26 protein-coding genes are annotated in these 25887 nt (G+C 35.1%); 14 read left to right on the top strand and 12 right to left on the bottom strand.

Annotated features, from left to right (window positions below):
• Positions 1-67: 67 nt before the first annotated feature.
• The 9 genes from LA20249_RS09505 (at position 68) to LA20249_RS11950 (ending at position 10495) form a co-directional block, all read left to right on the top strand.
• On the top strand, positions 68-313 hold the full coding sequence (locus LA20249_RS09505; protein WP_057738980.1) for a RodZ family helix-turn-helix domain-containing protein: 246 nt from the start codon (positions 68-70) through the stop codon (positions 311-313).
• Positions 314-601: 288 nt separating this feature from the next.
• On the top strand, positions 602-2953 hold the full coding sequence (locus tag LA20249_RS09510) for a glycoside hydrolase family 65 protein (RefSeq protein WP_057738979.1): 2352 nt from the start codon (positions 602-604) through the stop codon (positions 2951-2953).
• Between the two features lie 133 nt (positions 2954-3086).
• Complete coding sequence (locus tag LA20249_RS09515; RefSeq protein WP_057738978.1) at positions 3087-3899, top strand: SDR family NAD(P)-dependent oxidoreductase; 813 nt, start codon at positions 3087-3089, stop codon at positions 3897-3899.
• A gap of 10 nt (positions 3900-3909) precedes the next feature.
• Positions 3910-4653, top strand: coding sequence for a MurR/RpiR family transcriptional regulator (locus LA20249_RS09520; RefSeq protein ID WP_057738977.1), 744 nt, complete (start codon positions 3910-3912; stop codon positions 4651-4653).
• A 146-nt stretch (positions 4654-4799) separates the two neighbouring features.
• The gene (locus tag LA20249_RS09525; protein WP_083477926.1) at positions 4800-6185 is read left to right on the top strand and encodes a PTS sugar transporter subunit IIC; all 1386 of its coding nucleotides are present in this window, start codon (positions 4800-4802) and stop codon (positions 6183-6185) included.
• A 49-nt stretch (positions 6186-6234) separates the two neighbouring features.
• A complete protein-coding gene (locus LA20249_RS09530) occupies positions 6235-7671 on the top strand; it encodes a 6-phospho-beta-glucosidase (RefSeq protein ID WP_057738976.1) in 1437 nt (478 codons plus the stop codon).
• A 1-nt stretch (position 7672) separates the two neighbouring features.
• Complete coding sequence (locus LA20249_RS09535; RefSeq protein WP_057738975.1) at positions 7673-8572, top strand: ROK family protein; 900 nt, start codon at positions 7673-7675, stop codon at positions 8570-8572.
• A 124-nt stretch (positions 8573-8696) separates the two neighbouring features.
• The gene (locus tag LA20249_RS09540) at positions 8697-10184 is read left to right on the top strand and encodes a glycoside hydrolase family 2 TIM barrel-domain containing protein (RefSeq protein ID WP_250645057.1); all 1488 of its coding nucleotides are present in this window, start codon (positions 8697-8699) and stop codon (positions 10182-10184) included.
• A complete protein-coding gene (locus LA20249_RS11950) occupies positions 10181-10495 on the top strand; it encodes a glycoside hydrolase family 2 TIM barrel-domain containing protein (RefSeq protein ID WP_250645058.1) in 315 nt (104 codons plus the stop codon). The genes LA20249_RS09540 and LA20249_RS11950 overlap by 4 nt, the downstream gene beginning before the upstream one ends.
• A 405-nt stretch (positions 10496-10900) precedes the next feature.
• On the opposite strand, the gene LA20249_RS09545 is transcribed toward LA20249_RS11950, so the two are convergent.
• Complete coding sequence (locus tag LA20249_RS09545) at positions 10901-11443, bottom strand: GNAT family N-acetyltransferase (protein WP_057738974.1); 543 nt, start codon at positions 11441-11443, stop codon at positions 10901-10903.
• 228 nt (positions 11444-11671) lie between these two features.
• On the opposite strand from LA20249_RS09545, the gene LA20249_RS09550 reads away from it, so the two are divergent.
• From LA20249_RS09550 to LA20249_RS09560, 3 genes are read left to right on the top strand one after another with little or no spacing between them, the layout of a single operon-like run.
• Positions 11672-12871: an acyltransferase gene (locus LA20249_RS09550; protein ID WP_057738973.1), complete on the top strand. Its 1200-nt coding sequence runs from the start codon at positions 11672-11674 to the stop codon at positions 12869-12871.
• The gene (locus LA20249_RS09555; protein ID WP_057738972.1) at positions 12828-14345 is read left to right on the top strand and encodes an AMP-binding protein; all 1518 of its coding nucleotides are present in this window, start codon (positions 12828-12830) and stop codon (positions 14343-14345) included. The genes LA20249_RS09550 and LA20249_RS09555 overlap by 44 nt, the downstream gene beginning before the upstream one ends.
• On the top strand, positions 14342-15319 hold the full coding sequence (locus LA20249_RS09560) for an aliphatic sulfonate ABC transporter substrate-binding protein (protein WP_057738971.1): 978 nt from the start codon (positions 14342-14344) through the stop codon (positions 15317-15319). The genes LA20249_RS09555 and LA20249_RS09560 overlap by 4 nt, the downstream gene beginning before the upstream one ends.
• 126 nt (positions 15320-15445) lie before the next feature.
• Here LA20249_RS09560 and LA20249_RS09565 read toward each other — a convergent pair whose 3' ends face one another.
• Together LA20249_RS09565 and LA20249_RS09570 are read right to left on the bottom strand one after the other, a co-directional pair.
• Positions 15446-15859: a protein-export chaperone SecB gene (locus tag LA20249_RS09565; RefSeq protein ID WP_057738970.1), complete on the bottom strand. Its 414-nt coding sequence runs from the start codon at positions 15857-15859 to the stop codon at positions 15446-15448.
• Positions 15856-16110, bottom strand: coding sequence for a hypothetical protein (locus LA20249_RS09570; RefSeq protein ID WP_057738969.1), 255 nt, complete (start codon positions 16108-16110; stop codon positions 15856-15858). The genes LA20249_RS09565 and LA20249_RS09570 overlap by 4 nt, the downstream gene beginning before the upstream one ends.
• 72 nt (positions 16111-16182) lie before the next feature.
• On the opposite strand from LA20249_RS09570, the gene LA20249_RS09575 reads away from it, so the two are divergent.
• On the top strand, positions 16183-16689 hold the full coding sequence (locus LA20249_RS09575; protein WP_057738968.1) for a helix-turn-helix domain-containing protein: 507 nt from the start codon (positions 16183-16185) through the stop codon (positions 16687-16689).
• A 232-nt stretch (positions 16690-16921) separates the two neighbouring features.
• On the opposite strand, the gene LA20249_RS09580 is transcribed toward LA20249_RS09575, so the two are convergent.
• The 7 genes from LA20249_RS09580 to LA20249_RS09610 all read right to left on the bottom strand — a co-directional run bounded on the left by LA20249_RS09580 (position 16922) and on the right by LA20249_RS09610 (position 23761).
• A complete protein-coding gene (locus LA20249_RS09580; RefSeq protein ID WP_057738967.1) occupies positions 16922-17650 on the bottom strand; it encodes an ABC transporter ATP-binding protein in 729 nt (242 codons plus the stop codon).
• A complete protein-coding gene (locus tag LA20249_RS09585) occupies positions 17650-18459 on the bottom strand; it encodes an ABC transporter permease subunit (protein WP_057738966.1) in 810 nt (269 codons plus the stop codon). The genes LA20249_RS09580 and LA20249_RS09585 overlap by 1 nt, the downstream gene beginning before the upstream one ends.
• A 3-nt stretch (positions 18460-18462) precedes the next feature.
• The gene (locus LA20249_RS09590) at positions 18463-19965 is read right to left on the bottom strand and encodes an AMP-binding protein (RefSeq protein ID WP_057738965.1); all 1503 of its coding nucleotides are present in this window, start codon (positions 19963-19965) and stop codon (positions 18463-18465) included.
• A 196-nt stretch (positions 19966-20161) separates the two neighbouring features.
• On the bottom strand, positions 20162-21106 hold the full coding sequence (locus tag LA20249_RS09595; protein ID WP_335583114.1) for an IS3 family transposase: 945 nt from the start codon (positions 21104-21106) through the stop codon (positions 20162-20164).
• On the bottom strand, positions 21058-21591 hold the full coding sequence (locus LA20249_RS09600; RefSeq protein ID WP_101836880.1) for a helix-turn-helix domain-containing protein: 534 nt from the start codon (positions 21589-21591) through the stop codon (positions 21058-21060). Before LA20249_RS09600 ends, LA20249_RS09595 begins: the two co-directional genes overlap by 49 nt.
• A gap of 92 nt (positions 21592-21683) precedes the next feature.
• The gene (locus LA20249_RS09605; protein ID WP_057739023.1) at positions 21684-23072 is read right to left on the bottom strand and encodes a HAMP domain-containing sensor histidine kinase; all 1389 of its coding nucleotides are present in this window, start codon (positions 23070-23072) and stop codon (positions 21684-21686) included.
• Complete coding sequence (locus LA20249_RS09610; RefSeq protein ID WP_057739022.1) at positions 23069-23761, bottom strand: response regulator transcription factor; 693 nt, start codon at positions 23759-23761, stop codon at positions 23069-23071. Before LA20249_RS09610 ends, LA20249_RS09605 begins: the two co-directional genes overlap by 4 nt.
• Before the next feature lie 138 nt (positions 23762-23899).
• On the opposite strand from LA20249_RS09610, the gene LA20249_RS09615 reads away from it, so the two are divergent.
• The gene (locus LA20249_RS09615; protein WP_057739021.1) at positions 23900-24328 is read left to right on the top strand and encodes a Fur family transcriptional regulator; all 429 of its coding nucleotides are present in this window, start codon (positions 23900-23902) and stop codon (positions 24326-24328) included.
• A gap of 84 nt (positions 24329-24412) precedes the next feature.
• On the opposite strand, the gene LA20249_RS09620 is transcribed toward LA20249_RS09615, so the two are convergent.
• Positions 24413-25357, bottom strand: a complete 945-nt coding sequence (locus LA20249_RS09620) for an IS3 family transposase (protein WP_307724104.1) — start codon at positions 25355-25357, stop codon at positions 24413-24415.
• Positions 25309-25842: a helix-turn-helix domain-containing protein gene (locus tag LA20249_RS09625; RefSeq protein ID WP_101836880.1), complete on the bottom strand. Its 534-nt coding sequence runs from the start codon at positions 25840-25842 to the stop codon at positions 25309-25311. The genes LA20249_RS09620 and LA20249_RS09625 overlap by 49 nt, the downstream gene beginning before the upstream one ends.
• Positions 25843-25887 lie beyond the last annotated feature (45 nt).

A 25887-nucleotide genomic window follows, 5' to 3' on the forward strand; every position in this document is an offset into this window, starting at 1 on the left:
TTTTTTGAAAAATTCATATTTTAGGTTAAAATACTCATATATGAAAGGTATAGGTTGTATTTGACATATGATAACAATTGGAAAGTACTTACGTACAAAGAGACTCTTAAATAATTTAACTTTGCAACAAGTTGTTGATCAAGCCCGGTCTAAATATAATTGTTCAACGTCAACTTCAGTATTGAGCGCAGTTGAAACTGAAAAAAATAAGATAATTGATGGTAAACTTCTATTTGTATTATCAGATCTTTACGGGATTGATTTAACCGATCTGCAACAAGTTATTTTCAAAAATCTTTTAAAAAATAATTAAAAAATAATGATTTAAAGTAATTGCCTTAGTTTAATTTCTTATATAAAAAAAATAAATCGTTAATAATAACTATATTAAATAAAAATAATAACGTTATAAATAATGGACTAGAATAAAATATTGATTAAAATCATCCACAAACCGGATGATTTTTTTTTAGAAAATAAGCAATAAGTGAAGCGTTTCACATCTATCGAAAAAAATCCTACAATGTAGAAGAGGATATAATTAAATAAATATTATACAGACATTGAGGGAAAATTATTTTTCGTGAATGGATGGTGAAATATGAAATATTGTGTAGATACTAAGGAAAACGACAATTGGTATATTGGAACTGAAAAGTTCAATCCGCAGGCTATAGATAAATCAGAAACGGTTATGTTTCAAGGAAATGGTTATTTAGGTATTCGGGCGGCACCAGAGGAAAAATCCTTATGTGAAAAGCGTGATATGTTTGTTGCTGGTACTTTTGATGCTTTTAAAGATGAAGTGACCGAATTACCAAATTTGCCTGATATTTTAAATATTCGTGTGAAGATAAATCAACAATTATTCTCTTTGAGTGCTGGAACTATTCAAAACTATCAAAAATATCTTAATTTAAAAGATGGTGAATTAATTCACAAATTCGATTGGCTAATAGCTGATCAAAAAATTAGTTTTAAATTTTCAAGATTTATTTCGATGAGTGATAAGCATCTATTTGTTTCTAAAGTGGAAATAATCTCTAAACAAAACGATGTGAATGTTCAAATAGTCTCAGGAATTGATGGACAAGTTTCTAATAGTGGTACGCAACACTTGGTTGAAGGCGACAAACGTCTCTTCGACGATAAAATTATGCAATTTAAAGAACAAACTCAGCAATCAGGAATTAAATTCATTTTTAATGTTGAACATAAGTCTTATATTGATGAAGTCCTATTAAATAATAAATCCAATATTAAAATGAATCGGAGACAGATTTTTGATAATTATGATGTGGATTTAATGAAGAATCAAAAATTTACTTTTGTTAAGTATGCCAATGTTTACACGAGTATTGATGGAGACACCGAGGAGGACGATATTTCGGATGTGTCGATTCAAGATATGAAGAAGAACTGTCTTTTTAATTATGCGGAATTGCTGAATAAATCAATTCGGGCTTGGAATACTGAGATTTGGCAAAGAAGTTTAGTTGAAATTAAAGCTGACGATAATAAGCCCCAAGTTGCTGTCAACTTTGCTCGCTACCAATTAGCCGCCAATACGCCTCCAGATTCCAGAATGAATATAGGTTCAAAAGGTCTGACTGGTGAAGGATATAAGGGTCATACTTTTTGGGATACTGAAATTTTTATGATGCCATATTTTATTTTTACAATGCCAGAAGTGGCAAGAAATCTCTTAAGGTATAGATATTTAGGATTAGATGGTGCTAGAAAGAAAGCTAAATCTAATGGTTATCAGGGTGCCCAATTTCCATGGGAGTCCGCTTGGCCAACTGATGGGGAAATGACGCCACCATGGGGTTCAGTGGATATCGTTACTGGAAAACCGATGAAGGTCTTATCAGGCTTTTTGGAACAACATGTTACTAGTGACGTTGTGATTGCGGTAATGGAGTATTTGTACGCAACCGAGGATAAGAAGTTTGCAGAAGAAATGGGCTATGAAATCATTTTGGATGCTGCTAAGTTTTGGAATAGTCGCCTGGAATGGAATGATGAGCAGAAATATTTTGAAATCAAGAATGTCATTGGTCCAGATGAATATAAGGAACATGTTAATAACAATGCCTTTACGAATTTTACTGCCTATTGGTGCATTCAAAAGGCAATTTCAATTGTGGGATTGTTGAAAAATAGTGAACCTGAAATTTATGATGAATTGAATTATAAATTAAATCTTGATGATATTTATCAGGATTGGTTAGCTAAGGTTGATTTGATTTACTTGCCAAAGGCTAATGACAATAATGTTATTCCAGAAGATGATACTTATTTACAAAAGCCAGTCATTGCGGTTGATAAATATCAATCTACTGGTGGACATGCCAAAATATTTAAGGATTATGATTTAAAAGAGGTTGATAAGCTACAGGTCACGAAACAAGCTGATGTCTTATTATTAATATATTTGTTTGAAGACATGTTTAATAAAAAGATTGAAAAGGCTAATTGGGATTATTATGAGCCAAAGACGACACATGATTCGTCTCTATCATTAGCTACCCACGCAATCTTGGCGAGTGATTTGCATTTAGAAAAAATCGCATATAAATATTTTGAAAGAGCCTGTGAAGTTGATTTAGGAACTCACTTGGGTAAAGTGACTCAAGGATTGCATATGGGCGCCACTGGTGGAATCTGGAATATGGTTGTTGAAGGATTCGGTGGTCTTAGAGTTTTGGATAGTAAATTGAGAATTGAGCCTAATCTTCCTAAATCTTGGAATAGTTTGCAATATCAGATTAACTGGCACAATAGTTTGGTTAGGGTCTTAATTGATAAGAACAAACTTAAAATCTCGGTTATGGGTGAAGGCATTAAATTTATCAATCATGATAAAATCTATCAGGTTCAGGCTAATTCAAAATTGGAATTGCCTATATCTGATGAGGTCACTGTGGAAAAAGAAAATGATAACAATTAATTATTAAAGAATGCTTCATAATTATTAGATAGAGTCTATTAATTGTGAGGCATTTTTATGTTTAGTTATAAAAATATCACTATCCAAGGAACTTCTATAATAGAATGGTGTTAATAAGGTAGGAGGATAAGTTATGGTAAGAGTAGCGATAATAACAGGAATTTCTTCAGGAATGGGTCGTGCGGCAGCACTATATTTTCAGAAACAAGGCTTTGAAGTTTACGGTGGAGCTCGGCGTGTGGAACGTTTGGTAGATTTAAAGGAGCAGGGAATTCACACTCAGGTTTTGGATGTGACGGATAAAATTTCGGTACGTGCCTTAGTTGATCGTACTATCAGTGAACAAAATCGGATTGATGTTTTGATCAATAATGCTGGTTATGGAGAATTTGGTCCAATTGAAGAGGTACCAGTTGAGAATGCTCAAAAACAATTCAATGTTAACCTGTTTGGAGCTGATCGGATTACACAATTTGTTTTGCCTAAGATGAGACAACAGGGGTTTGGCAGAATCGTTAATATTTCATCAGTAGGTTCCAATATTTATAGTCCACTAGGTGGTTGGTATTACACTACTAAGGCTAGTTTGAATATGTGGAGCGATGTTTTGGATCAAGAGGTTAAACAATTTGGAATTCGTTCGGTAATCGTGCAACCGGGGATGACTAAATCAGAGTGGAGTAAGATTGCTTTTAAAAATGCTAAAAAGAATTTGGAGGATAATTCTCCTTATACTGGTCTGTTAAATAAGACAGAGGATCTATTCTCAAAAATCAATGGTAGTGAAGCTACGTCAGAGGACTTAGCTAAAGTATTTTATCAAGCTGCAACTGATATAAAGCCAAAACGCCGTTATTACCATTCAATCGTGGATCACGGTATAGTTATGGTAGCTCGAACGATGCCTAATACTTATCGTGCTATCTTGTCTAAAGTGATGAAATAGAGGTGGAACAATGGCCTTTTTTGGATTTAAGGATATTGATAAATTGTCTGAAGTGGATATGGCAATTTATCGTTATATTGTAGATCATGATGAGCAGGTACCTTTGATGAGAGTACGCGATATGGCTAAGGGAGCGCATGTATCTAATTCCTCAGTTATGCGATTTATTCATAAAATTGGTTATAATAGCTTTCCTGAATTTAAGGTTTCATTTAAAAATGAAAATCAGGACTTGATGCGTTCACAGCAAAATATTTTGAATATTTTCACACGGGATGCATTCCCACATGATATTGAGAAAACTATTAAACTAGTAGCTCATTTGATGCTGGATGCTGACAACATTGTTTTCTTTGGTATGGGTGGTTCAGGTGCAATTGCAGAATATGGTGCCAGACAAGCGGCTTCATTAGGATTTAATTCATTTGCAGTAAAAGATCCATTCTATCCTCTGATAGCACAGTTACAAAATACTTCTAATAATGTCATCATTACGTTATCAGTTTCGGGGAAGACTAGTGAAATCGTGGAGACATTAAATAATTTCGTTAATAGTCCAGATACTATTTTAATTAGTGTGACTGGCAATATAGAAAGTCCGGTTGCTCGAATAGGAAGATATGCTTTAACATACAATGTTCCAGAAACACGGATTCATAAATATTATGATTTAACCAGTCAAGTCCCTTGCGTATATATTGTTGATGGCTTATTAATGGAGCTACATAATCAGGATATTGAACGACAAAAATAATAAAATTTAGGAACACTATGTATCAAGTATGAAATATCTGTCAAAGGATAGGTACAGCAAGTCAGAACGCTTACAAAGTATTCACATTTTGTAAGCGCTTTTTTATACTGTATACGTAATCAAATAAAGGGGGATTCAATATTATGATGAACAGTTTTAATGCGTTCATGGAAAAACATATTATTCCGTTTGCTACTAAGCTGAATGAACAAAGACACATAGCGGCAATTCGTGATGCTTTCATGTACACATTTCCAATTACAATGGCAGCTTCATTAGTCATTTTGATTAATAATCTTATTTTTTCAAAACAAGGTTTCATTGCCCAAATTTTATTCTTACCGAAATTTTTCCCACATTTAGAAGAGGCTCAAAAGCTTCTTACTTCTGTAACTAATGGAACAATGAATATTCTTTCCATTTTTATTGCTTATCTAGTTGCTAGAAATCTAGCTAAGTATTTTAAAGCCGATGATATGTTGGTCGGGATGACCGGAATTGCTGTCTTTATGATTATGTATTCACCTTCAATTGTAAAAGGCGGTATTACATACTTGCCAACAACTTATCTAGGTGCTCAAGGCTTATTCGTTGCCATGCTTTGTGGTGGTTTAGTTGGTGAATTTCTACCGAGATTAACTAAAATCAAGAAATTACAAATTAAAATGCCAGATATGGTACCACCTGCCGTTGCTCGTTCGTTCAACGGCTTGATTCCAATCGTTTTCGTTATTATGGTTGCCTCAATTTTGAATTACTTTGTTTCACTGATAGCACCAGGCGGAATCAATGATGTTATTTATAAGTCAATTCAAACACCATTAACACATATTGGGGTTAATTTATATGGCGTTATCATTATTGCTATTGTTCAAAATCTATTGTGGCTCGTGGGTATTCACGGTCCAAATACTTTGAATGCTTTGAGATCAATGATTTTTACTGAAGCTGATATGAGTAATCAAACATATATTAACCTTCATGGTGTTGTAGGGGTTCCACATCGTGTTACTTGGGGTATTTTAAATGATGTTTTCGCTAATATGGGTGGTTCTGGTATGACATTAGGTCTTATCATTGCGATTTTCTTAGTATCGAGAAGAAAAGATTACCGTGCCATTGCAAAGCTTGCTTTTGTTCCAGGACTGTTTAATATTAATGAACCATTAATGTTTGGTTTACCAATCGTTTTAAATCCAATCATGGCTATTCCGTTTGTATTAACGCCAGTTGTCAATATTCTAGTTGGATACTTTGTAACTGTAGTATTTAATTGGATACCATCGCCAGCTATAGGGATGACTTGGACGACGCCAGGACCGTTGATGCCGTTCTTAGGTACTGGTGGTAATTTATTAGGATTAGTAATTGGTTTTGTCTGTTTAGGAATCTCGGTAGCAATGTATTTCCCATTTGTTTTAGCTGCTAATAAAATGGCTATTCCTGATGATGAAGATACTAAAAAAGAAGAAAAAGAAAAAATCGAAAAAGGTGCCAATGATGAAGATATCAACGGTACAGTTGAAGCTTAATTATAACGGCTATATAACGAAGGCGTAACGCAATTGAGGAGGATATTTTATGAATTTAAAAGGAAAATCATTTCCAGAGGGATTTTTATGGGGTGGTGCAGTAGCGGCTCATCAATTAGAAGGTGGATATGATCAAGATGGAAAAGGTATCAGTACTGCTGATGTGATGACAATTGGTGCTAATGGTGTTGCCAGAAAGATTACCGATGGAATCGATCCTAATGAATTTTATCCTAATCATGAAGCAATTGATTTCTACCATCGTTATCCAGAAGATATTAAACTGTTTGCAGAAATGGGATTTAAGTGTTTCAGGACGTCTATTGCTTGGACAAGGATTTTTCCCAATGGTGATGAGGATCAACCTAACGAAGCAGGTTTAAAATTTTATGATGATATGTTTGATGAATGCTTAAAATATGGAATACAACCAGTTATAACTTTATCGCATTTCGAGATGCCATATCATTTGGTTAAAGAATATGGCGGTTGGCGCAGTCGTAAGGTAATTGATTTCTTTGTTAAATTTGCAACAGTTGTCTTCAAGTGTTATAAGAATAAAGTTAAATATTGGATGACTTTTAACGAGATTAATAATCAAACTGATTACGAATCAACTCACGCTTTATTCACTGATTCGGGAATTGTTCCTAAGTCAGATGAAAATAATGAAAAATTAATGTATCAAGCGGCTCATTATGAACTAGTAGCTAGCGCTAAAGCAGTAGAGGTTGGACATGAAATCAATCCTGATTTTCAAATTGGCTGTATGATCGCTATGACACCGATTTATCCACTCACATCTAAACCGGAGGATATATTATTTGCTCAGCGGGCAATGCAAACAAGATTTTGGTTTGCTGACGTCCATGTTAATGGCTTTTATCCACAATGGCTGCTGAATCATTTTGAAGAACGTCAATTTGACTTAGATATGACTGAAAATGATTTAAAGGTCTTGAAAAAGGGAACGGTTGATTATATAGGATTCAGTTATTATATGTCATTTGCAGTTAAGGATACTGGTAAATTGGAATATAATGAGAGTCATGATCGCGTGATTAATCCGTATGTAAAAGATAGTGAATGGGGATGGCAAGTTGACCCTGTTGGGTTAAGATATGCCTTAAATTGGTTCAATGATCGTTATCATTTGCCACTCTTTATCGTTGAAAATGGACTTGGTGCTATAGATAAGAAAACAAGTGATAATAAAATTCATGATGATTATCGAATTGATTATATGACTGATCATATCCGTGAAATGAAAAAAGCCGTTTTAAATGATGGCGTAAATTTGATGGGATATACACCTTGGGGTTGTATTGATTTAGTTGCTGCAAGTACGGGACAAATGTCTAAGCGTTATGGAATGATTTACGTTGATAAGAATGACGATGGCACAGGTTCCTTGAATCGTTACAAAAAGGACTCATTCGCTTGGTTTAAAAACGTGATTAAAACCAATGGTGCGGAGATAAATTAGAATGAAAAAATATGTAGGTTTAGATATCGGTGGTACTTCTGTTAAATATGGACTAGTTGATGAAAATGGGGTTGTCTCTAATAAAGATCACTTTGAAACTAATAGTGATGATCAAAAAGCTTTGTTAAATGATTTAACAGCTGCGGTGAAAAAAATTCAAGCAATCGACCAAGATGTTCTAGGAATTGGTGTCAGTATGCCGGGAGTGGTGCAAGCGGATGGTTTCTTGACTACTTCGGGAGCTGTAAAATGTTTTACCGGAATCAATTTAGCACAACTATTGAAAGAAAGAACTGGTCTACCGGCAAAAATAGAAAATGATGCTAACGCTGCGGCGATTGCTGAAAAGTGGATTGGTTCTGCTCAGGGAATTCATAATTATATCGGTTTAGTGTTGGGAACCGGCGTCGGTGGTGCTTTGATTATCAATGATCAGATTTATCGTGGTGCGCATGCTCGTTCTGGTGAGTTTGGTTGGATGATTGTTGAAGATGATGATATTGATGTTGAAATGGGTAGCTTGAACTTTCGTGGTGCGACTGTTATTGGCTTAATCAGGCGTTATAATCAATTCAGTAGACAAAGAGTTGATGACGCAAGAATTATTTTTCAACGTGCTGATGATGGAGAAACTTTGGCTAAAAATGTTTTGAAAAGTTATTATCATAGTTTAGCGAAGGGAATCATCAATTTAGAAGTCTCCTTTGATCCTGAACTTGTTATCATTGGTGGTGGAATCAGTAATAATACTGAATTTTTGAATAATCTCAATAAAACGATTGAGAAAGTAAAAGCTACTCATAATAGTATTAAAGATTTAGATTTACCATTAGTTAAAGCGGCTAAGTTGAAAAATGATGCCGGGATGATTGGTGCCGTCTACCAATTTATTAATGCTTAATTATTTATAATAGAAACTCATTAGTGGAAATTTCCTATAAACTGATGAGTTTTTTTGTTTCGATTCGAAAAATTGCTAGTAAACTGAAGTTGTACAAAAATTTTTGACTAAATGAGGGAAACTTATGGAAAATAATTCGTTATTGTATCCGTATGAGAATCGTTATCGAAATAATACTTTATTGAATGGTTTATGGAAGTTCCAATTTGATCCGAAGAGTGTGGGTGAAAGTGATGATTGGACTACAGGATTGCCAGATCCAATCGAAATGCCAGTACCGGGAAGTTTTGCTGATTTATTTACTGACAATGAAAGCCGCAATTACACAGGTGATTTTTGGTATGAAAAAGAATTCTATATTCCTAATGGTTGGGATGATCAACAACTTCAGTTACGTTTTGGAAGCTTGACACAGAGGGGGATTGTCTACGTTAATGGTCAAAAATTGGCAGAGCATGAAGGTGGATTCTTACCAGTAGTAGTCAATATTGATCAGGCTATCAAGCACGACGGTCTAAATAAACTGGTTGTGAAGCTGAATAATGAACTTAGCGAAACTTCAATACCTTGTGGTACGACGAAAGTTTTAGACAATGGAAAGAAACTGGCAAAACCATACTTTGATTTCTTCAATTATTCAGGAATTCAAAGAAATGTTTGGTTGTTAGGATTACCTCAGGAAACAATTGAGGACTATTCGGTCAAGATTAAAAAATCTGGTTCGAATGCCACAGTTGATTATCAAGTCGAAACTAATGGTTCTAAAAATATCAGAGTACAGTTGTATGACAAGTCCGATGAATTAGTCAGCGAAGCCGTTGGTCCAACTGGTCAATTAGTCGTAAAGAATCCGACTTGGTGGGGTGTTAGGAAACCTTATTTGTACACTATTAAAATTGATTTAATAGATAATAACGAAATAATTGATGAATATAATGAAAAAATTGGTATTAGAACAGTCGAAATTTCTGGAGACCAGATTTTAATAAATGATGAACCCGTCTATCTCAAGGGATTTGGTAAACATGAGGACTTTGATCTCTTAGGCAAAACTTTTAATTGGAGTGTTGCCAAGAGAGATTTCGAATTGATGAAATGGACTAATGCTAATTGTTTTAGAACGAGTCATTATCCATATGCAGAAGAATGGTATCAATTTGCGGACAGAGAAGGATTTTTGATCATTGATGAGGTACCAGCTGTGGGGATGCTACGGTCGATCCAGAATTTCTTAGCCGCTGGAATGGGAGCACAAACTAGCTTCTTTGACAGCCCTACAGTCAATCTTTTGAAGAAGAATCATCTTAAGCAAATTAAAGAGATGATGAAACGAGATAAGAATCACCCGTCGGTATTTGCTTGGAGCTTGTTTAATGAGCCTGAAACTACCAGTGACAGTGCCAAAGAGTATTTTACTGATATTTTCACACAAGCTAGAAAACTAGACCCTCAAAAGCGCCCTCTAACAGGTGCTTTGGAGAAAGATAGTCAACCAGATACTTGCAAGTGTTATCCATTATTAGATTTTATCTGCCTCAATCGTTATTACGGTTGTATATTAGTGGCGGAACCGATATTGACGAGGCCCAGCAATCATTTGAAAAAGAAATGAATGAGTGGTCAAAATTAAACTTGAATGTTCCTATTGTCTTTACAGAATTTGGCGCCGATACATTGCCATCAGAACACAAATTGCCAGCAGCAATGTGGAGCCAGGAATATCAGGAAAAATATTTGCAGATGAATACATCTATCTTTGATAAATTTAGCTTTGTAAGAGGAGAACTAGTTTGGTGTTTCGCCGATTTCCAAACATCCGAAGGTATTATGAGAGTGGATGGCAACAGAAAAGGTGTCTTTACACGTGAACGTGAACCAAAAGATAGTGCATATTTCCTAAAGAAACGTTGGTCAAAAATTTAAATTAATCAAAAAACTCCGAATGGAAGGTAAATGCCTTTCATTCGGAGTTTTCTAATTACAAAATTATATTTTTAGCCCAATGCTTGTTCAGCTTGTTTGGCTTGTACACGTTCACTTATCTTCATAAATGGTAAGTAGAAGGATATTAGCATAGTCATAATTAAACTTGCTAAAGATATAATGGCAGCTGAGATTGGATTGGTATAACCTTTATTCTTAGCGAGACAGAATCCGATAGCGGAAGGGAATATTAAACTGACAATATTCAAGGTGCCATTAGAAATTAAATTTTCCCAAACTTGTAAATTTGTTAAAGCAGTTCTACTAGCTATTTGTAGTATACAGAAGCAATTGTAAAGTCTAAAGCTATTTTAAGAAAATATATTAAAAAATATTCAATCTATTTTAATTTGGGAACTTAACAAATATTGATAAATCCCTGAATGACTTATTACATACAATTTGCTGTTTTAAAGTGGCCTCATGTTGAAAGCCAAGTGCTTTGGCAATCGCTATACTCTTAAAATTAGATGCATCCGCTTGTAAAATTAATTTATGGGTTTCCAAAGTATTGAAAGCAAAACTGGCCATCTTTTTTACAGATTCAGTGATTATGCCATTACCCTGAACGTCACTAGATAACCAATATCCAAATTCGGCAGTACGATTTATTGAATCAATATTATGAATATCAACCATACCTTTCGCATGGTTATTTACAAGAATTGTGAGTTCAAGCAATTTATATTCAGCAATTCTCATTCTAGCATAATTTATGAACTTGATTTCGTCGTCTACTGAATTTGTCAAATGTACCCATGGCATCCATTTAGATAATTCCGTCCTATCATGTTCAATAGCGTTATATAAGTCTTCTGCTTGATTTTCATGTGGTAGAACTAATTGAACGTTCAAATTTTTTAAAGTAAATTCTTCGAATGTATACAAATTTGGTCACCTCATTAAGAATTATGACTAATGAATAATTGCTTTAATCTTAACACATAAGATGTATGCGTTAATTATGAAAGAGGAAATTTTATTTTTTGAGAGATTGTCTATCTAAGAGAATCTTATTTTAACCTTAATTAATCATCAAGACCCCACCACTATCGCAATGCTATAACTTAACTATGCTTTTAAACAGCAAGTAAATAGTGCAATAGAGGTGAACTCTTGGCAACGAAGAAGAAAAAGAAATACTTATATGAAGTCGATTTAATGCGAGTCCTTTTTATCGGTGGTGTGTTATTGAACCATACGACGACCGCATTTAAGAATAATGTTGGCTCGGGTTCGGGTAGTCAGTTATTCATTGAAGCAACTCACTTGATGCTTCATTTTACTAGAATGGGATTCATGTTCATGACGGGTCTTGTTTTGGTACTTAATTATTATAATCGTGATAATCATTGGTTAGGATTTTGGAAGAAAAGATACATCAGTGTTGGGATTCCCTATATTGGTTGGAATGCAATCTTAATGTGGTTTGCTACTATAACGGCTGGTGTAGCCATCAATTGGCCTAGTTACTATAAGAATCTAATAGATGCCATTATTCATGGTAATAAATATTATATGTACTACATTTTGGTAACTTTCCAGTTATATCTAATTTTCCCATTATTGGTATACATGTTTAAGAAATTACCTAATCACCACATTGCCATCTTGGTAACTAGTGCCATTGTCCAATTGCTCTTAGTAATTGGAATCAAATATTGGTTACCAGGTGTTGACCGTGACAGTTGGTGGTACCTATTTAGAGCATATGGTCTAAATGTGTTAGTTTATCAATTTTACTTTATTGCAGGGGCCTTTGTGGCTATTCACTATGATCAAGTTGATAAATTCATTGAAAAAAATCATCGTGTCATTGGCTGGTCAACGTTGGCACTTTCCATTGGGACAGTTCTTTTGTTCTTTGGTAATCAATATATCTTGAAACTAAGTATGAGTGCTACGGAATCAATTCATCAACCACTAATTTTCATTTATGATACTTTCATGATTGCCTTTGTTTTCTGGATAGGGCGACAATATGCGCACGCAAGAAATCATGGCTTGCCAAATTGGATGGATCGAATAGTCAGAAATATGGCCAAAGTTTCCTTTGGAATTTATCTAGTTCAAACGATTCCCATTACATTATTGTATGGAATCCTTAGTACGATGCATTTACCATCAATCGTGATGTTACTACTGTTGCCAGTAGGATATGTCTTTGTTCTAGGCGGAGCCTTCTTGATTTCATGGTTCTGCTACAAGATACCACCATTTGGGGTATTGATTGGACGTCCACAATGGCATCTAACAAAAGGAGTAAAAAAATATGTCAGAAATAACGAATCAGTTAAAAATACAGTTAAAGAATAATAAAAATAAAAAAGTCATTAAAGATGAATCCTTAAATCGTTGGTTTAACGGAGCGGAATTGGGTGATGATGTTCAAGTGTTGAAAAATACACTAATAGACCTCCATATCGGATTGGGTGACGTCGTGTTGGTATGTTTGCCCAATTCAGCCGTTTATCCTATTTTGACACAGGCGTTATGGGAAATTGGAGCGGTAATGCATCCAATCTCAGCCACGACTCCTGAAAAAGAGTTACAACAAGAACTAGTCGAACATGATTATGTGGCTTCAATTGTTGGAGAAAATCTAGTTAATGCGGTATTGGATGATCGAATGGCCATAGTAACGGCGTTACATTTACAGACGTATTCGATTTTACATATTATTCGAGATCGAAATTTGATGGGACACGATGCAGCGGTTCCTGATGAAGACGATTTAGCCTTGATTTTAAATACTTCGGGTACAACTGGCAAACCTAAACGAGTTGGTTTGACGCATAAAATTTTGAAGAACGCCGTAGAACATGATATTGAAAGTCATAAGATGACCTCAAATGATACGACAATGATTGTTATGCCGATGTTTCATATCAATGCACAAGCAATTTCTATTTTGTCGACACGTCTTTCCGGTGGAAAAATTGTTGTCACTGAGAAGTTCAGCGCTTCAAAATTTTGGAACCAGGTACGTGATAATGGAGTAACTTGGGTTTCAGTAGTACCGACAATTGTTAATATATTATTGATTAATCAAAAGTCGTTAGCGGCGTATAGCGATGATATTAAATTACGCTTTGTCAGATGTTCATCGTTTGCATTACCATTAGAAAAATTGACTGAATTTCAAACTAAATTCCATACTCAAATCCTTGAAGGTTATGGATTGACCGAAACGGCTAGTCAGTGTACTATTAATCCTTTTGATAAGCCTAAAGTTGGCTCCGCTGGTAAAGCTTTCAAGACTGATGTTGAAATTATGAACGATGGTAAGATAATCCATCAAGCTAATCAAATTGGAGAGATTGTGGTTCGAGGCGATCATGTTATTAGTAGCTATCTTGATCCACATCCAGACTCATTTAAGGATGGCTGGTTCTTAACAGGTGATCTGGGTTATCTTGATGAAGATAATTATTTATTTGTTAAAGGACGTAAGAAAGATATTATCAATCGCGGTGGTGAGAAAGTTGCACCAGCTCAAGTTGAAAATGTTATTAGTCAACTAAACTTTGTCAAAGAGGTTTCAGTCATTGCTACTCCAGATTCACTTTATGGTGAGGCTGTAACGGCAGTTGTGATAACTCGTGGAGAACGGTCTGAGGAACTTATTCGTCAAAAAATTATGGCACATGCCAAAGCAACTTTGGCTAAATATGAACAACCGACAAGAATCTTCTTTGTCCAAGATTACCCACGGAATGCAACTGGCAAAGTAATTCGAGTAAAATTACGTGAACAAGTTATGTCTTCTTTGGTAGGTAAGCGTGCATGAGTAAAAAGACGAGAAATTTAAAAAAACTTTTAATCAGTATTGTACTAATGCTTTGGGCTGTTGTAGCGTTATATGGATTTAAGCAAACAGATGCTGGTAGCAGTAACTCCAGCGAACAGACCGTTACAATTGGTTATCAAAAGGGTGATCCTTTTGATATAGCTAAGCAACGTGGAGAATTTGTTAAAAAGATGAAAGCAAAAGGATACAAAGTAGTCTTTAAAGAATTCCAAGATGGAAGTTCTCTAATGCAAGCTTTAAAGGCGGGTAGTGTCGATTATGCAAGAACTGGTGATACGCCACCCGTATCAGCTCTTTCAACTGGTACTAAATTAACCTTTGTAGCCGCAGGTTCATCTAAAGCTAAAGGTTCTGGTCTGTTGGTTAAGAAATCTTCAAGTATTTCTTCAATCAAGGATTTGAAAGGTAAGAAAGTTGCTTACACTAAAGGAACTAGTTCGCAATACATGCTCTTAGCTGCTTTAAAGAAAGCGGGAATGAGCGCTGATGATATAACTTGGGTCAATATGGATCAATCAAGTGCCAGCGTAGCCTTTTCAAAAGGAAAGGTAGATGGATGGGCAACTTGGGACCCTTACACAGCTCAAGCAGAAGTTAATCAGAATGCTAAGGTATTAGTTAGTGGTGTTGGAATTACCAATAATCGTGATTATGTACTTTCCACACAAAGCTATGCCAAATCAAATACCAAGGTATCGAAGTACTTGATCAAGTATCTTGAAGAAGATATGAAGTGGGCTAATAATAATCACAGTGAATTGATAGATATGATGAGTAAATCATTGAAAGTATCAAAGAGTGTTGTTAAGAAGATGGTAGAACGTCGAAGTTACGGTATTTATACGATGAACTCTACCTATGCAAAAGAAGAACAAAAGATTGCTGATTTATTCTATGATGAAGGTTTGATAGAAAATAAAGTTACAGTCAGCGATTCAGGTGATTATAAGTAATAAAAGTCATTTTGAATATTAAAAAAAGCAGTGTAGTAGCTAATAAAAATAGCCGCTACACTGCTTTTTTGTCAGTAGATATAGTTAGAATAAATTAATTGAGCAAGAATGACTTTATAATGCTTTCTAGTCATCAGAATCGGAGAAATCAAGCATGGGTAAGGTCATAGCTGGAAAACCACTGGCAGCTGTCATCATAGAAACCATCGGTCTGAGATACGACAAGAGAATGGTAGCAGCGTCAGTCTGAAGTATTTGTAGAGTTTCTGTTTCTGATATATCGTTAGAAACGGTAAACATAGAGGTTATCCGAGCATCAATCTCATATGGTGCTTTTTCATCGTCAGGATTGATAAAAATGTTTAAGTAGACGGGTACCGGTTCATTGAAGTTTATTTCCAATTCAGGTGGCATTTCAACGATAGTTTTGATATCTAATTCTTCAAAATTATCATCTAAATCAAACTCTTCATTTACATTTATCGTAAAAGAAGTAATCGTTGGATCATCAAATTGTAAATACTTATTAATTGTATTCATAATTTTCCCCCGGCATTTTTACCAAGTCTATCATGCTCAGATAAAAAAGACACGAATAAAGAGTAAAGTGCTTCATAATTATTAGACAAGAAATCTAATGATTGTGAAGCATTTTTTTGCATGGTTGAATATGGTTTTTGAAGATAAAAGTAGTTAGCGAAGAAATTAAATATGAAATTATTTATTTTGTTTATATTTTTAACCGCCATATACAACGATAATATAACGATGAGACTTGCTTTATTAACCAAAAGCAACCACCAACTTCTAGTTAAATTAGCTTCGTCAGGATAAAATATTAAGTAATCAAGGGGGATTTTTCGATGAAAATTGGTTTGAAACTACAACAACAGCGAATACTTCACAATATGTCACAAAATGATCTAGCTGAAAAATTACATATTTCCCGACAATCAATTTCTAAATGGGAGAATGGTGGCAGTTTGCCTAGTTTTAGCAATGTGGTGGCAATCAGTGATCTGTTTGAAATTTCTTTAGATGAATTGATTCGAGGAGATGAAGAATTGATGGATAAATTTAAGGATGACGGAAAAATAAGATTAACTCACGTCGAAACTATTATTTTTGGAGGAATTGGTTTAGGAATAGTTTTATTGATTATACTTAAATTATTTAAGATACCCAATGATATTATTGAAGCTGGGGTTCTCTTTGTTGCCTTTGCGGGTGAATTAGGAATACTTATGAATCTTGAGTGGAGGTACGTTAATCGCAGTTTGACAAAAAAAGCCGTGTTTTTTGGAGTTATAGTGATGGCTATGACTGTGATTAATTTGTTACTTAGTATGTGGATAGGTTTTACAGGTTAATATTAGATGCTGTAGTTTAGTCACCTCAACCTATTTTATAAAGGTCGTCAATTGAGAGGACTTGGATGAGCTCCATTATATTTTGTAACTTCATATCTAGTTAGGCGTTATCGTTATCAAATTTTGTGATATGAGCACATCAGAACTTACGTTTTTGAAACAACAAAAAATATCAAAAAAAAGATTCTGAAATATCTATTTTTGATTGATAGATAATTTCAGAATCTTTTTATTAAGCAGTTTGTTTTTGAATTTCTTTTTCTTCGAGGATCTCTCCTAAAACTCGGTCAGCGACAATACCGATTTGACCGGCGTTACGGTTCTTAGGACATGTCTCTTCATAGTAATTAGTTGAATGTTTCATAACGATGATTCGATCGGCCATTCGAGCGGCTTCTTCAACATCATGGGTGACCAAAATAGTGGTTAGGTTCTGTTTTTCACAGACATTAAGAATCAAATCTTGCATTTTTCTTCTAGTTAAAGCATCAAGGGCACCTAAGGGTTCATCTAGTAAGAGGACTTGAGGATCGGTCATTAAAGCTCTAGCTAAGGCTACTCTTTGTTTTTGACCACCAGATAGTTGATTGGGGTAGTGATCTGCATAATCTCCTAATTCAACTAAATCCAATAATTCTTGAGCATGCGCTTTAGTATTTTTATCTTTCGAACCGAATGATAAATTGTCTAAAACGTTCATCCAGGGAAGCAAACGATCTTCTTGGAACATCATTCGCATAATTGAGCGAGAATTGTTGTCCTGCCCAACAGTAATTGAGCCTGCTGTCGGCTTTTCCAGTCCTGCAATCAAACGCAGTAAAGTACTCTTGCCACCACCACTCATTCCGACTAAAGCGATGAATTCACCTTGTTTAATATTGAGCGTTACATCATGTAAAGCGGTTAGATCCTGATACATTTTATTAACATCTTTAATTTCAATCATTGATTTATTATCCATTAAGCGTTGCTCCTTCCAGTATTTTGCCAATCTAGTAGTAAACTTTCAAAACTCTTGGCAACAAGGTCAGAAATTTTACCTAAGATAGCGTAAATAACGATACATAAGACGACAGTTTCCATATCCATGAAATCCTCAGCATTATTAGCCATATATCCGATACCTGAATCAGCAGAGATGGTTTCGGCAACAATCAATGTAGTCCACATAACGCCTAAGGCGTAACGGATACCAACTAAGATTTGTGGTAGTGCTGCTGGGAAAATAATTTTGAAAAACATTTGTTTTTTCGATAATTCATAGGATTTACCCATTTCAATCAAATCAGGATCGACGGAACTTATTCCGTGGAAAGTATTGATATAAACGGGGAACATAGTTCCAATAGCGACTAGAGAAATCTTAGCGGATTCATTAATACCAAGCCAAAGAATAATCAGAGGAATTAGAGCTAAATGGGGAATATTTCGAAACATTTGAATTGATGAATCAAACAATAAGCGGGAAGTTTTTGACATACCGTTGATAAATCCCAAGATAAAGCCAATTCCACCACCTATCAGAAGACCGACGGTTGCTCGATAGAGACTGATACTCAGATTCTTAGGCAATTCACCTGACTGAGTTAGTTTGATACCATCTTGGAACACAGCCCAAGGCGATGGTAAAACAGAACTCGATAACCAACCTAAGGTACTGCTGACTTGCCAAAATAGAATTAAAATAATTGGCAGTAAAAACGGTAAAATCTTCGTTACAGGGAGATGTAACGCCCGTTTCTTTTTACTTAAAGTAAGAGAATTTTGCATCAATTAAGCCTCCTTTAATTGTTGAGTCACTTCTTGAGCTAGAAGTGTACGTTGAATTTTTCCAGTAGCATTTTTTGGTAATTGATTACTAAAAATATATTTAGTTGGACGTTCAACGGGTAATAATTGCTCATTTGCTAATTCATTCAACAATGCTAATTGATGTCGATGATCTTGACTCATTTCGTTAGGAACAATGACGGCGGTAACAGTCTCACCGTAAATTAGATCGGGTGTGCCAATTACAGCCACTTCACGGACAAATTTTAAATTGTGTAAACAATCTTCAACAGCCAGTGGATTAACATTTTCACCACCACGAATTATCATCTCTTTACTACGTCCGGCAATATGCAAGTAATCATTGTCATCTAGTGAGCCAAGATCGCCTGTTAATAACCAACCGTCATGAAAGGCTTCTGGTTGAGGGTCTAAATAATGAGTAATAACGCTGTCTCCTTTGAGGGCAATTTGACCAATTTGATTTTTGGAAACGTCATTAAACTTATTATCAAAAATTTTAATTTTAGTACCTACTACTTTTCCGACAGTTTTTTGAATAGGTTTATCGAGTGGATTCTGAGCAATTTGACTAGCGGCCTCGGTCATTCCATAACTTTCAATCAGTGGAATATCGAAGCGTTGTTTAAATCGAGCATGGATGCTGGGGAGGAGAGGGGCTGAAGCAGTCCGGAGAAATCGCAAGTTAGTGTGAGTTGGTTGTTCATCACGTTGCAATAAAATGGCGATGATGGCTGGTGTCAATGAGACCCAAGTTACCTGTTCACTACTAACTTCCTTCCAGAAAAGGTGGGCACTAAATTTAGGTCGGAATAATATTTGTCCGTGAGATAAACGTGTAGCCAAGTTAGAAATAACCATAGCATTGATATGGAACATTGGCATTAAGATGAAAGTACTATCTTGATCAGTCAATTTTTCGCTATCAACTACATTGAATGCTCCAGCCAAAAGTTGTTTGTGAGTTAAACCAACACGCTTAGGCTTGCCCGTAGTACCAGAAGTATGCATAATTAAAGCAATCTGATCATCTTCTGGTGTTTCTGCTAGATGAGCAATGTGTTTGTTACGAACGAAGATTTGAACTTCGGATTCATGTAACGTCGTCAAACGAGGTTGACTAGTAAAAATATCATTTAAAAATTTCAATTCTTTAATATCAGAATCAAAAATAATAGCTGAATAATGATATTGATCTTCAAGTTCATTGATTTGAATTTCAGTGGCAGCGGGATTCAAGGTTTGAACAATACTACCAATTTCCCAAAGACTTTGAATAACTAAAGAGTAAGTAACTGAATTTGTTAAGCTAACTAAAACGATATCGTTGTGACCGATACCTTTATTTTTCCAATAATTTTTCCAAACATTTTTTTCTAAATTAAGCTCGCTACCGGTGTACCAATGTTGATTTGCGTCTTGCATTAAAGGACGAGTAGCGCCAGCAATTAATTGTTGTTGTAATCTTTCAGTAAGTTCTGACATAAGTAAATCACCATGTCCTTTCGATTGAATAAACATAGTTTACAATCATTGGAGTAAGGTAACTACTGAGGTTTGGTAAGGGTTTAATAAGAATTTCTTAGAAAGTATATTGTTGGAAGTTATACAAATAAAACCCCGAAAGAATTCAACAAGATGAATAAAGTGCAACACAAAAGTTAGACAAAATTGAATATTGTTAAGCTGATAAGGCATGTTCCCTGTATTCGCGGGGAGTCATGCCTTTTGTTTTTCTTGAGATGCGTCGATTGTTAAACCAATCGACGTACTCCTTAGAAAGTTTCCTAAATTCTTTCATATCTTTACAAGGTGGAAATCCATTGAGACATTCTGTTTTGAATAGATGAAAGAAACTTTCGATTGGCGCATTGTCGAGACAATTTCCTTTGCGAGACATGCTCTGTATAAATCCATCTTCAGAAAGCCTATCAGTATAATAATTTAGTTGATAATGCCAGCCTTGATCTGAATGTATCACTGGGTTGCTTCCTTTAGGTATAACTGTCGTTAATTCATTTAATGTATCCATAATTAATTTACTATTGGGACTATTACTTACTTGGAACGCTAGAACTTCTTTGCTTGCCTCGTCGGTAATTGCGGAAACATAAGCCCATTCGTTATCCCTTAAACGAACTTGTGTGACATCTGTATGCAGGACTTTAAAGGGCTCAGTTTCATTAAACTGTTGATGTAAAATGTTGTGTGCGACCTTTCCAACAGTTCCTTTATATGAGGAATACTTTCCATTTTTATGACGATTATAAAGATTTACTTGAACATTTAACTCATTCATCAAGCGACGAGCTACGGCATCTGCTATGTGAATATCTAGTTTAATTAATCCTTCTTGTACGCGACGATAACCGTAGGTTAGGCGTCCACGACATTTTCCACTTTCAGTAATTTTTAATATTTCAGTTTTTATATCTTTGTACTTATCTACATGATTTTTGATATGTTTACGCTCATCATGGTAAGTGGCCTTTTTAAGTCCAATGGCCTTAAGAATATCGCCTATCTTATACCGTTCTGCTTTTGGAAGAGACTCTTGTTCTACCCTGATCTGATCAACTATTTGTGTTTTTTTGCGTCCTTTGAAGTTCCGAACAGGGTCATTGATTTTTTTAAAATATCATTCTCCAACTTTGTGTCATATAATTCTTGATTCTTCTTTGCGAGTTCCTCGCGAAGTTGATCTAATTCATTCTTGTTTATTAAATGACGTAATTTCTTTTTATCATTTTTCACTTTGGATTTTCTGCCTTTCGGATGAGACTTCAAGGCTTCTATGCCATGTTTATTGAATGCCGTTCTCCAGGAACTAATCTGACACTTGTTAACATCAAATCTGGCGGATACTTCAGCTAAAGTTTCATCATGAGTTTGATAGTAGTTTATCACATCAATTTTAAATTCAGCTGAAAAGCTTCGTTTAGTTTTTTTTCGCTTAAGCGAGTCTACGCCGCTTAAGCGATATTTTTGAATCCAGAAACTGACTTGCCGTTTAGGTAAATTATGTTTCTCTGAGAGACTTTGCATGCTGGTTCCACCTTGGAGGTATTCACCAACAACTTCTGCCTTTAATTTTGAACTGTATTTAACCATATAAAAAGCGCTCCATAACTGTTAGATTTCTTGTCTAACAATTATGAAGCACTTTAGAATTCCATCGGGGTCTTACTATTATAATCGGACTATCAATTAGTTTTATCGAATTCGACCTTAAAAATAGAACCTTGTGGTTGATTGTCTAGGACCTTGATTTCAGCGTTATTCAATTTAACCAATTGTGAAACAATCGATAATCCTAAACCACTACCTTTGATTTCAGTTGAGTGGGAGGTATCGACGCGATAAAATCTTTGGAAAATAAGTTGTTTTTGATCGTCGGGAATACCGATACCTTGGTCAGCGACCGATAAATCTATTTTTGAACCATTTTGTTCGAGTGACAGTTTAATTGGGGTGTTGTCTGGTGAATACTTATTTGCATTATCTAACAAAGCTACTATAACTTGTTTTAAAGCTTCGACGTTACCTGAAATATGGAGATCAGGTTGAATGTCTAGGGTCAACTCTTGAGCAATTGTTTTCTTATATTGTTGACCAATGCTGTTGGCAATTTCTGACAAATTGATTTTATCTAAAACTAAATCAGCTCGATCGGCTCGAGATAGGTGAAGTAAGTTTTCAATCAAATGTTGCATTCTTAAAGATTCTTCATCAATATAGCCTAGTGATTCGGGAATAACTTCGGGATGTTTATCGCCGTGACGTTTGATCAAGTTTAAATTGCCACGGACAGCAGCGATTGGAGTTCTTAATTCGTGGGATGCATTTGAAACAAAATCTCTTTCGCGCTGGAGTCGTTTATTTTGGGTATCAAGCAATTCGTTGAAAGCATTACCTAGTTCCTTAATTTCCTGAGGACTGTCAGGAACTGTTAGTTTTGGTTGATCAAAGTCAGGGTCCTTAGTTGTATTACGGGTTTCATTAACTAGAGCAATCGTAGGAGAACTTAATTTGGTAGCTAGTCGTTGGGCCCACCAAGTTCCAAATCCTAAAGTAATAAAAACAATAATACTGATAAGAATTAATAGAAGAATTAAACTATTGATCAAACGAGACAAACTAGTCCAAAGTTGATAGGTCGTGTCATTATCTTTCTTTTGATAAAACAGGAAGAAACCAAATTTTTGAACGTAAACGATATGTTGACCGGGGAAAATACTGATCTTATGTTGATTGATAAATTTCTTAGATGCAGAGGTCGTCATAATTTGCTGCCCACCGCGATCGGATGCAGCCGTAATTGACGACTTTTTAGTTTTGACACGGATGACGGTATTTTGCTTAGTATGACGATTGTTTTGATTGCTCCACTGAATAAACCCTGGAACATCATCAATATTGGAAAAATACAAACTCGTCATTTGACCACGTGCTTCGTGAACCGTTTGTGAATACTGAAAAGCACCTACCACTACCAAGGTCAAAGCACTGATAGCAAGTGTAATAATAATCACTAATTTACGAATCGCATTGTTAATCAAAACTTGATAATTTAAGGATTTTTTTGTTGTCATTCCGTTACGTCCTCAAGTGAATAACCAACGCCTCGAATTGTTTGAATCAGAGGCTTATTTTTTTTGCCATCAATTTTACTACGCAAATAGCCTACGTAGACATCAACTACATTTTGTTGCCCAAGGAAATCTTCACCCCAGACGTTGTCTAGTAACTCATCACGCGTGAAGACTTGGCCGATATGCTGCAAAAAGAATAGCAATAAATCATATTCACGTCTAGTTAATTGAATGTTTTCATCATTTCGAAAAACTTGATGAGATTTAGTGTTGAGTGTTAAATCGGCAATTTGATAAGTTTGTTCAGGTTCAGTCAAGTGCTCTGTCCGTCTTTGGATCACTCTGACTCGAGCTAGTAATTCTTCAATTTCAAAAGGTTTAGTAATGTAGTCGTCAGCACCATTATCTAATCCGGCCACTTTATCTCCCACGTAGTCACGAGCCGTCATGACGATAACTGGAACTTGATCGTGTTTTCTAATTCGACGTAGGACTTCCATGCCATCCAATTTGGGTAACATCCAATCTAAAAGGATTAACAACAGTTCATTTTGATGTTTTTCATAAAGATCTAATGCTTCAACGCCATCGTTAGCAATGATGACATTGAAATCCTCAAATTGAAGTTCTTTCCCTACGTAACTTGAAAGGCTACGTTCATCTTCAACAATTAAAATTGTGTTTTTCATTATTAACAAATCTCCCAAAGATCATTTTCTATAATTATAATAGTATATTCAGCTTAATTCTAACTAAAAACTTTCTAATGCGTAATAATTACTAATTATGTTAAACTACTGATGGATAAGTTAAAAAAGGTGACTCAAATGGAAAAAGCAATTGAAATTCTCAAAGAAAATAACTATAAAGTAACGAAGCAAAGAACTGATTTAATTAATTATTTAAAAAATTTCACAATTTATTATGTTTCTATCAATGATATTGTTGATTATATGCGCTCACTATACCCAGGGATGAGCAACAATACGATTTATCGTAATTTAAAGGAATTCTCCGATATTGGGTTGGTTGAGTATCAGGAAAAAGATAGGACTCTGGTCAAATATCAGTGTGATTTCAAGCACAGACATCACCACCATTTTGTTTGTAAAAATTGCGGGCGTGTCACAGAATTGAAAGCCTGTCCGATTGAATTCTTCACGGATCAATTGCCAGGCTATACAGTTGAGGGACATGCAATAGAGGTCTATGGATTGTGCGCTGACTGTACTAAAAAATTGAAAGAACAAGAATAGAATAGTACCAGAAAAAAATTGATGAAAATTAAAAATCCCACAATAATAAAGTGCAACACAAAAGTTAGACAAAATTGAATATTGTTAAGCTGATAAGGCATGTTCCCTGTATTCGCGGGGAGTCATGCCTTTTGTTTTTCTTGAGATGCGTCGATTGTTAAACCAATCGACGTACTCCTTAGAAAGTTTCCTAAATTCTTTCATATCTTTACAAGGTGGAAATCCATTGAGACATTCTGTTTTGAATAGATGAAAGAAACTTTCGATTGGCGCATTGTCGAGACAATTTCCTTTGCGAGACATGCTCTGTATAAATCCATCTTCAGAAAGCCTATCAGTATAATAATTTAGTTGATAATGCCAGCCTTGATCTGAATGTATCACTGGGTTGCTTCCTTTAGGTATAACTGTCGTTAATTCATTTAATGTATCCATAATTAATTTACTATTGGGACTATTACTTACTTGGAACGCTAGAACTTCTTTGCTTGCCTCGTCGGTAATTGCGGAAACATAAGCCCATTCGTTATCCCTTAAACGAACTTGTGTGACATCTGTATGCAGGACTTTAAAGGGCTCAGTTTCATTAAACTGTTGATGTAAAATGTTGTGTGCGACCTTTCCAACAGTTCCTTTATATGAGGAATACTTTCCATTTTTATGACGATTATAAAGATTTACTTGAACATTTAACTCATTCATCAAGCGACGAGCTACGGCATCTGCTATGTGAATATCTAGTTTAATTAATCCTTCTTGTACGCGACGATAACCGTAGGTTAGGCGTCCACGACATTTTCCACTTTCAGTAATTTTTAATATTTCAGTTTTTATATCTTTGTACTTATCTACATGATTTTTGATACGTTTACGCTCATCATGGTAAGTGGCCTTTTTAAGTCCAATGGCCTTAAGAATATCGCCTATCTTATACCGTTCTGCTTTTGGAAGAGACTCTTGTTCTACCCTGATCTGATCAACTATTTGTGTTTTTTTGCGTCCTTTGAAGTTCCGAACAGGGTCATTGATTTTTTTAAAATATCATTCTCCAACTTTGTGTCATATAATTCTTGATTCTTCTTTGCGAGTTCCTCGCGAAGTTGATCTAATTCATTCTTGTTTATTAAATGACGTAATTTCTTTTTATCATTTTTCACTTTGGATTTTCTGCCTTTCGGATGAGACTTCAAGGCTTCTATGCCATGTTTATTGAATGCCGTTCTCCAGGAACTAATCTGACACTTGTTAACATCAAATCTGGCGGATACTTCAGCTAAAGTTTCATCATGAGTTTGATAGTAGTTTATCACATCAATTTTAAATTCAGCTGAAAAGCTTCGTTTAGTTTTTTTTCGCTTAAGCGAGTCTACGCCGCTTAAGCGATATTTTTGAATCCAGAAACTGACTTGCCGTTTAGGTAAATTATGTTTCTCTGAGAGACTTTGCATGCTGGTTCCACCTTGGAGGTATTCACCAACAACTTCTGCCTTTAATTTTGAACTGTATTTAACCATATAAAAAGCGCTCCATAACTGTTAGATTTCTTGTCTAACAATTAT

The organism is Companilactobacillus alimentarius DSM 20249 (assembly GCF_002849895.1).
GTDB lineage: Bacteria > Bacillota > Bacilli > Lactobacillales > Lactobacillaceae > Companilactobacillus > Companilactobacillus alimentarius.

What these genes read in the sequence shown, in the direction of transcription:
- LA20249_RS09510 (WP_057738979.1), top strand. Translation starts at nt 602, where the DNA reads ATGAAATATTGTGTAGATACTAAGGAAAACGACAATTGGTATATTGGA.
- LA20249_RS09565 (WP_057738970.1), bottom strand. Translation starts at nt 15,859, where the DNA reads ATGAATACAATTAATAAGTATTTACAATTTGATGATCCAACGATTACT.
- LA20249_RS09525 (WP_083477926.1), top strand. Translation starts at nt 4,800, where the DNA reads ATGAACAGTTTTAATGCGTTCATGGAAAAACATATTATTCCGTTTGCT.
- LA20249_RS09585 (WP_057738966.1), bottom strand. Translation starts at nt 18,459, where the DNA reads ATGCAAAATTCTCTTACTTTAAGTAAAAAGAAACGGGCGTTACATCTC.
- LA20249_RS09560 (WP_057738971.1), top strand. Translation starts at nt 14,342, where the DNA reads ATGAGTAAAAAGACGAGAAATTTAAAAAAACTTTTAATCAGTATTGTA.
- LA20249_RS09575 (WP_057738968.1), top strand. Translation starts at nt 16,183, where the DNA reads ATGAAAATTGGTTTGAAACTACAACAACAGCGAATACTTCACAATATG.
- LA20249_RS09605 (WP_057739023.1), bottom strand. Translation starts at nt 23,072, where the DNA reads ATGACAACAAAAAAATCCTTAAATTATCAAGTTTTGATTAACAATGCG.
- LA20249_RS09610 (WP_057739022.1), bottom strand. Translation starts at nt 23,761, where the DNA reads ATGAAAAACACAATTTTAATTGTTGAAGATGAACGTAGCCTTTCAAGT.
- LA20249_RS09590 (WP_057738965.1), bottom strand. Translation starts at nt 19,965, where the DNA reads ATGTCAGAACTTACTGAAAGATTACAACAACAATTAATTGCTGGCGCT.
- LA20249_RS09600 (WP_101836880.1), bottom strand. Translation starts at nt 21,591, where the DNA reads ATGGTTAAATACAGTTCAAAATTAAAGGCAGAAGTTGTTGGTGAATAC.
- LA20249_RS09555 (WP_057738972.1), top strand. Translation starts at nt 12,828, where the DNA reads ATGTCAGAAATAACGAATCAGTTAAAAATACAGTTAAAGAATAATAAA.
- LA20249_RS09530 (WP_057738976.1), top strand. Translation starts at nt 6,235, where the DNA reads ATGAATTTAAAAGGAAAATCATTTCCAGAGGGATTTTTATGGGGTGGT.
- LA20249_RS09615 (WP_057739021.1), top strand. Translation starts at nt 23,900, where the DNA reads ATGGAAAAAGCAATTGAAATTCTCAAAGAAAATAACTATAAAGTAACG.
- LA20249_RS09535 (WP_057738975.1), top strand. Translation starts at nt 7,673, where the DNA reads ATGAAAAAATATGTAGGTTTAGATATCGGTGGTACTTCTGTTAAATAT.
- LA20249_RS11950 (WP_250645058.1), top strand. Translation starts at nt 10,181, where the DNA reads ATGAATGAGTGGTCAAAATTAAACTTGAATGTTCCTATTGTCTTTACA.
- LA20249_RS09520 (WP_057738977.1), top strand. Translation starts at nt 3,910, where the DNA reads ATGGCCTTTTTTGGATTTAAGGATATTGATAAATTGTCTGAAGTGGAT.
- LA20249_RS09540 (WP_250645057.1), top strand. Translation starts at nt 8,697, where the DNA reads ATGGAAAATAATTCGTTATTGTATCCGTATGAGAATCGTTATCGAAAT.
- LA20249_RS09580 (WP_057738967.1), bottom strand. Translation starts at nt 17,650, where the DNA reads ATGGATAATAAATCAATGATTGAAATTAAAGATGTTAATAAAATGTAT.
- LA20249_RS09515 (WP_057738978.1), top strand. Translation starts at nt 3,087, where the DNA reads ATGGTAAGAGTAGCGATAATAACAGGAATTTCTTCAGGAATGGGTCGT.
- LA20249_RS09505 (WP_057738980.1), top strand. Translation starts at nt 68, where the DNA reads ATGATAACAATTGGAAAGTACTTACGTACAAAGAGACTCTTAAATAAT.
- LA20249_RS09625 (WP_101836880.1), bottom strand. Translation starts at nt 25,842, where the DNA reads ATGGTTAAATACAGTTCAAAATTAAAGGCAGAAGTTGTTGGTGAATAC.